This is a genomic window from Aquabacterium sp. (assembly GCF_049274795.1).
Taxonomy (GTDB): Bacteria; Pseudomonadota; Gammaproteobacteria; order Burkholderiales; family Burkholderiaceae_C; genus Aquabacterium.
This window is the reverse complement of record NZ_JBASTH010000108.1, coordinates 99,184-105,321: the sequence shown is the minus strand read 5'-3', so window position 1 is coordinate 105,321 and position 6,138 is coordinate 99,184. Positions and strand designations below refer to the sequence as shown.

Sequence of the window (6,138 nt, the reverse complement as noted above, 5' to 3'; positions counted from 1 at the left end):
GCACCCACGTGTGCAGCGTCTGCGGCACGCAGCCAATCTTGCCGGCGATTGACTCGATCGCCGCCCACTGCGACGGGTAATCGGCCTGGTGCTCCTGCACCATGCGCACGGCACGCTCACGAACCTCGGGCGAAAACTTCGGGGGACTTCTTCATCGCTCCATTCTCCAGTGTTGGAGCCTCCGCCAAACCCGGGGCGCTTCATTGCACCAACGCAGGCACTGGTCATCTTGGCACGCAAACTGTTGCGAGTAGCCTTTGCGGTTTGGAAGAGCGGCAAGCCCTTCGATCCAAGTCATGTACAGGTCAAAACAACTTGACTTGAACTATAGAACCTCAAACAGACGCGGCCAGTCAGTTCACGAAGCATGTGCTGCGCACATGCCCACCTCGCCGCTCCGCTCCTCAGCCCCCTCAAGGCGCCCGGCCGGAGGACCGCTCAACCCCTTTTTGCCCCGCTCGCCGCATGCGGAGGTTGTGATCTTTTGCCTCGCTCGGCCTGGCGTCTAGGGAAGTTGCCAGTTGAACCTGCGCTGACCGCGCACCGCCACGGCCTTCTGGGCACGCCACCAGCGGGGCACAAAAGGGATGTGGGGGCAGACGGCCGGGCGCCTTGTTGGCGCCGAGCAGCGCAGCGGTGAGGTGGGCATGTGCGCAGCACATGCTTCGTGAACTGACTGGCCGCAGCTGTTTGAACGCAGCGTAGTGAGTTCTGCGGCCCCACCTCGCCGCGAGCAGCACAGGGCAGTCACGCCGAAGGCGTGACCAACAATGAAGCCCGGACGGCTGCCATCACATCCCGTGCCCCGCCGCCCCGACAAAGCGCCAAAACCATCGCAAGCCAGAACACCCCCCCTGCCCTGCAGCATCAGCAAATACGATGCGCACAAAGAAGAACCCCGGCCTGAAAGCCGGGGTTCTGCATTCAGCCCGAAGCCACCGCCGAAGCAGCAGCCTCGAAGCAACCGATCAACGCTGACCGATGGGCTTGACGTCGCGCTTCTCAGCACCAACGAACAGCTGACGCGGACGGCCGATCTTGTACTCGGGATCGCCGATCATTTCGTTCAGCTGGGCGATCCAGCCCACGGTACGGGCCAGCGCGAAGATGGCCGTGAACAGGGGCACGGGGATGCCGATGGCGCGCTGCACGATGCCGGAGTAGAAGTCCACGTTCGGGTACAGCTTGCGCGACACGAAGTATTCGTCCTCCAGGGCGATCTTTTCCAGGGCCATGGCCAGCTTGAACATCGGGTCGTTCTGCAGGCCCAGTTCGTTCAGCACTTCGTGGCAGGTCTCGCGCATCAGCTTGGCACGCGGGTCGTAGTTCTTGTACACGCGGTGACCGAAGCCCATCAGCTTCACACCGGAGTTCTTGTCCTTGACCTGGGCGATGAACTCGCCGATCTTTTCCACGCCACCGTTCTTCTGGATGTCGGTCAGCATGTTCAGGGCGGCCTCGTTGGCGCCACCGTGAGCCGGGCCCCACAGGCAGGCCACGCCAGCGGCGATGGCAGCGAAGGGGTTGGTGCCGGACGAACCGCACAGACGCACCGTAGAGGTGGAGGCGTTCTGCTCGTGGTCGGCGTGCAGGATGAAGATGCGGTCCATGGCACGCACCAGCACGTCATTGGGCTTGTACTCTTCGCACGGCGTGGCGAACATCATCCGCATGAAGTTCTCGGTGTACGAGAGATCGTTCTTCGGGTAGATGTAGGGCTGGCCGATGGTGTACTTGTAGGCCATGGCCACGAGCGTCGGCATCTTGGCGATCAGGCGGATCGCGGCGATCTTGCGGTGCTCGGGGTTATTGATGTCCGTGCTGTCGTGGTAGAAGGCCGACAGAGCACCGACCAGGCCGGTCATCACGGCCATCGGGTGAGCGTCACGACGGAAGCCACGCAGGAAGAACTGCATCTGCTCGTTGACCATCGTGTGGTTGGTCACGCTCTTGACGAAGTCTTCCTTCTCGGCGCCGTTGGGCAGTTCGCCGTTCAGCAGCAGATAGCAGGTTTCCAGGAAGTCGCAGTTGGTGGCCAACTGCTCGATGGGGTAGCCGCGGTACAGCAGCTCACCCTTGTCGCCATCAATGTAGGTGATGGTCGAGTTGCAGGAGGCGGTGGACAGGAAGCCAGGATCGTAGGTGAACTTGCCGGTCTGACCGTACAGCTTGCGGATGTCAATCACATCCGGGCCGATGGAGCCCTTGTAAATGGGCAGTTCCATGTTGGGGCTGCCGTCGGAGAACGACAGGGTAGCTTTCACGTCGGACGGGGTCATGAGCACTCCTACTAGGGGTCGGTCTTTTGGAAGACGATTATCGGTGACTAGGGATTAACCTTGGTCGGCATTATGAGTCTTGCACACACCCTGCCAGTCCTTCGACTCGGGGGGTACAAAACACTCCAAACACCTGACTACGCCTTGGGAACCCGCATCAGCGACAACACCTGAACGACTTCGGCACTGGCCAGATCGCCTTCGGGTTCTTTGCGAACCAGAAGCAGATCGAGCAGGTCATTGTCAGACAGGTCCATCAATTGAAGCAAGCCCTGGACTAAGGGCATGGTCAGGTGGTCTCCGTGACGCTCGAAGAACTTGTCGATGAAAATGTCGTTCTCGAGCAGGCCACGGCGGCAGCGCCAGCGCAACCGGCGCAGCAGGTCCGCGTCGGGCGCGTCCGGGGTGCTGGCATCGGCGGCGGGCATGGTCTGGCGCTGTTCGGTCATTACAAGCATGAAAGATCAGACGGCGCGGCGCACCATCAGTTCCTTGATCTTGCCGATGGCCTTGGTCGGGTTCAGGCCCTTCGGACACACGTCCACGCAGTTCATGATCGTGTGGCAGCGGAACAGGCGGTACGGGTCTTCCAGGTTGTCCAGGCGCTCGGCCGTGCCTTCGTCGCGGCTGTCCGCGATGAAGCGGTAAGCCTGCAGCAGACCGGCGGGGCCCACGAACTTGTCGGGGTTCCACCAGAAGCTGGGGCAACTGGTCGAGCAGCTGGCGCACAGGATGCACTCGTACAGGCCGTCGAGCTCTTCACGCTCCTCAGGCGACTGCAGACGCTCCTTCTCGGGCGGCGGCGTGTCGTTGAGCAGGTAGGGCTTGATGGAGTTGTACTGCTTGAAGAACTGCGTCATGTCCACGATCAGGTCGCGGACAACGGGCAGGCCAGGCAGCGGCTTGAGCACGATCACGCCGGGCAGCGTGCGCATGTTGGTCAGGCAGGCCAGACCGTTCTTGCCGTTGATGTTCATGGCGTCCGAACCGCAGACGCCTTCGCGGCAGGAGCGGCGGAACGACAGGGTGGGATCGACCGCCTTGAGCTTGACCAGGGCGTCCAGCAGCATGCGCTCGTGACCGTCGAGTTCAACCTCGAGGGTCTGCATGTAGGGCTTGGCGTCCTTGTCCGGGTCGTAGCGGTAGATCTGGAATGTGCGCTTCATGATGATTCCTAAATTCCTGTGTCGCTGGCGATCAGAACGTGCGGACCTTCGGGGGAACGGATTCCACCGTCAATGGCTGCAGGTTCACGGGCTTGTAATCCAGGCGGCTGCCTTCGGAGTACCACAGCGAGTGCTTCATCCAGTTCTCGTCGTCGCGATTGGGGAAGTCGTCGTGGGCGTGGGCGCCACGGCTTTCCGGACGGGCCGCAGCGGCCACCATCGTGGCCTGAGCGGCTTCGATCAGGTTGTCGACTTCCAGCGCTTCGATGCGGGCAGTGTTGAAAACCTTGGAGTTGTCCTTCAGGCCGATGCCCTTCACGCGCTCACGCACCTGGGCGATCTTCTTGACGCCTTCGTCCATGCTCTTTTGCGTGCGGAACACGCCAGCGTGGTTCTGCATGGTCGAACGGATCTCGTTGGCGACGTCTTGCGAGTACTCGCCGTTCTTGGCGTTGTCCAGGCGGGCCAGGCGCGACAGGGTGTAGTCGGCGGCGTCCTTGGGCAGGGGCTTGTGGTGCTTCGTCTTGAGGTTGGTCTCGACAATGTGGTTGCCGGCCGCACGGCCGAACACCACGAGGTCGAGCAGCGAGTTGGTGCCCAGGCGGTTGGCGCCGTGCACCGACACGCAGGAGCACTCGCCCACCGCGTACAGGCCGTTGATGATCTCGTTGTGCTTGCCGTTGGCGGGAACCACCACCTGGCCATACACATTGGTCGGGATGCCGCCCATCTGGTAGTGGATGGTGGGCACGACCGGGATCGGCTCCTTGGTGATGTCGACGTTGGCGAAGTTGTGGCCGATCTCGAACACCGAGGGCAGACGCTTCATGATGGTCTCGGCGCCCAAGTGGGTCATGTCGAGCACCACGTAGTCCTTGTTGGGACCACAGCCACGGCCTTCCTTGATTTCCTGGTCCATCGAGCGGGACACGAAGTCACGCGGGGCCAGGTCCTTCAGGGTGGGCGCATAGCGCTCCATGAAGCGCTCACCGTTGCTGTTGCGCAGGATCGCGCCTTCGCCACGGCAGCCTTCGGTCAGCAGCACGCCCGCGCCGGCCACGCCGGTGGGGTGGAACTGCCAGAACTCCATGTCTTCCAGCGGGATGCCGGCGCGTGCCGCCATGCCCAGGCCGTCGCCGGTGTTGATGAAGGCGTTGGTGGAGGCCTGGAAGATCCGGCCGGCGCCGCCCGTGGCGAACAGCACGGTCTTGGCGTGCAGCACGTGCACGTCGCCGGTTTCCATTTCCAGGGCGGTCACGCCCACGGCATCGCCATCGGCGTCGCGGATGATGTCCAGCGCCATCCACTCGACGAAGAACTGCGTGCGGGCCTTGACGTTCTGCTGATACAGGGTGTGCAGCAGAGCGTGGCCGGTACGGTCGGCGGCGGCGCAGGCGCGCTGCACGGGCTTCTCGCCGTAGTTGGCGGTGTGGCCGCCGAACGGACGCTGGTAGATGGTGCCGTCGGCATTGCGGTCGAAGGGCATGCCGAAGTGTTCGAGCTCGTACACGACCTTGGGCGCTTCACGGCACATGAACTCGATGGCGTCCTGGTCACCCAGCCAGTCGGAGCCCTTGATGGTGTCGTAGAAGTGGTAGTGCCAGTTGTCTTCGGACATGTTGCCCAGCGAGGCACCGATGCCGCCCTGCGCCGCCACGGTGTGCGAGCGGGTCGGGAAGACCTTGGACAGCACGGCCACGTTCAGGCCGGCCAGGGACAGTTGCAGCGACGCGCGCATGCCGGAGCCGCCAGCGCCGACGATCACGACGTCGAACTTGCGGGTGGGGAGAGAGGTCACGATAGCGGACATTTTTTACAGCCTCCAGAGCACTTGGATGGACCAGCCGGCGCAGCCCACGAGCCACACGATGCTGAACACTTGCAGGCCCAGGCGGATGCCGACCGGCTTGATGTAGTCCATGAAGATGTCACGGACGCCCACCCACACGTGGTAGAGGATGGCAATGATGACCACGAAGGTCAGGAACTTCATCCATTGCTGGGAGAAGATGGCAGCCCACTTGTAGTAGCTGACCGGCTCGCCGATCACGACCTGCAGCAGCAGCACGATCGTGAACAGGGCCATGATGATGGCGGTGGCGCGCTGGGCGATCCAGTCACGCAGGCCATAGTGCGCACCGGTGACGATGCGCTTGGTACCGTAGTTTTGAGACATGGGGACGTTTCCTGCGGTGGGGATCAGAACAGGCCGAACAGCTTGGCGCCCAGGACCAGCGTGAGCGCCACGCTGATGACCAGCACGGCCACGGCAGTGGTGCGGCCCGATTCCTTGGTCACGGCGTCGTGGTTGAAGTCCATGGCCAAGTGGCGGACACCAGCGCAGAAGTGGTGCAGGTAGGCCCAGATCAGGCCGAGGGCGACCAGCTTGAAGAACCAGCCCGGAACGAAGCCGCAGCCCGCCACGAACAGCGACGTGAAGGCGTCGTAGCTGATCTCGGAGGTCACGCTGGTGTCGAACATCCAGATGACGAAGGGCAGGAGGACGAACATCACGACGCCGCTGACACGGTGCAGGATCGAGACGATCCCGGCCGGGGGCAGGCGGTAACTGACGATGTCAGTGACGTGGATGTTCCGGTAGACGGGGCGGGGAGATTTCGCGTTGTCAGCCATTTTTGATGGGCTCTACGAGCGTCGGGTGGAACGGTTACAGAATCTTGAATTTTAGGGCA

At 62.6% G+C, this 6,138-nt stretch carries 6 protein-coding genes; all 6 read right to left on the bottom strand.

All coding sequences use genetic code 11. The features are described 5' to 3' along the window. Window positions 1–968 precede the first annotated feature (968 nt). The 6 genes from gltA to sdhC all read right to left on the bottom strand — a co-directional run bounded on the left by gltA (window position 969) and on the right by sdhC (window position 6,079). Window positions 969–2,279, bottom strand: a complete 1,311-nt coding sequence (gene gltA / locus WAQ08_RS18170) for a citrate synthase (RefSeq protein WP_422193540.1) — start codon at window positions 2,277–2,279, stop codon at window positions 969–971. 137 nt (window positions 2,280–2,416) lie between these two features. Then, on the bottom strand, window positions 2,417–2,707 hold the full coding sequence (locus WAQ08_RS18165; RefSeq protein ID WP_422193538.1) for a succinate dehydrogenase assembly factor 2: 291 nt from the start codon (window positions 2,705–2,707) through the stop codon (window positions 2,417–2,419). Window positions 2,708–2,743: 36 nt separating this feature from the next. Then, window positions 2,744–3,445 carry a succinate dehydrogenase iron-sulfur subunit gene (locus WAQ08_RS18160; RefSeq protein WP_422193537.1) on the bottom strand — a complete coding sequence of 234 codons (702 nt, stop codon included), beginning with the start codon at window positions 3,443–3,445 and terminating at the stop codon, window positions 2,744–2,746. Window positions 3,446–3,476: 31 nt separating this feature from the next. Further along, the gene (gene sdhA / locus WAQ08_RS18155) at window positions 3,477–5,255 is read right to left on the bottom strand and encodes a succinate dehydrogenase flavoprotein subunit (protein WP_422193536.1); all 1,779 of its coding nucleotides are present in this window, start codon (window positions 5,253–5,255) and stop codon (window positions 3,477–3,479) included. Window positions 5,256–5,258: 3 nt separating this feature from the next. Beyond that, on the bottom strand, window positions 5,259–5,621 hold the full coding sequence (gene sdhD, locus WAQ08_RS18150; RefSeq protein ID WP_422193534.1) for a succinate dehydrogenase, hydrophobic membrane anchor protein: 363 nt from the start codon (window positions 5,619–5,621) through the stop codon (window positions 5,259–5,261). A 23-nt stretch (window positions 5,622–5,644) separates the two neighbouring features. Further along, window positions 5,645–6,079 carry a succinate dehydrogenase, cytochrome b556 subunit gene (gene sdhC, locus WAQ08_RS18145; protein ID WP_422193532.1) on the bottom strand — a complete coding sequence of 145 codons (435 nt, stop codon included), beginning with the start codon at window positions 6,077–6,079 and terminating at the stop codon, window positions 5,645–5,647. Window positions 6,080–6,138: the final 59 nt, after the last annotated feature.

Coding starts and splice junctions, on each gene's coding strand:
- gltA (WP_422193540.1), bottom strand. CDS start 2,279: ATGACCCCGTCCGACGTGAAAGCTACCCTGTCGTTCTCCGACGGCAGC.
- WAQ08_RS18165 (WP_422193538.1), bottom strand. CDS start 2,707: ATGCCCGCCGCCGATGCCAGCACCCCGGACGCGCCCGACGCGGACCTG.
- WAQ08_RS18160 (WP_422193537.1), bottom strand. CDS start 3,445: ATGAAGCGCACATTCCAGATCTACCGCTACGACCCGGACAAGGACGCC.
- sdhA (WP_422193536.1), bottom strand. CDS start 5,255: ATGTCCGCTATCGTGACCTCTCTCCCCACCCGCAAGTTCGACGTCGTG.
- sdhD (WP_422193534.1), bottom strand. CDS start 5,621: ATGTCTCAAAACTACGGTACCAAGCGCATCGTCACCGGTGCGCACTAT.
- sdhC (WP_422193532.1), bottom strand. CDS start 6,079: ATGGCTGACAACGCGAAATCTCCCCGCCCCGTCTACCGGAACATCCAC.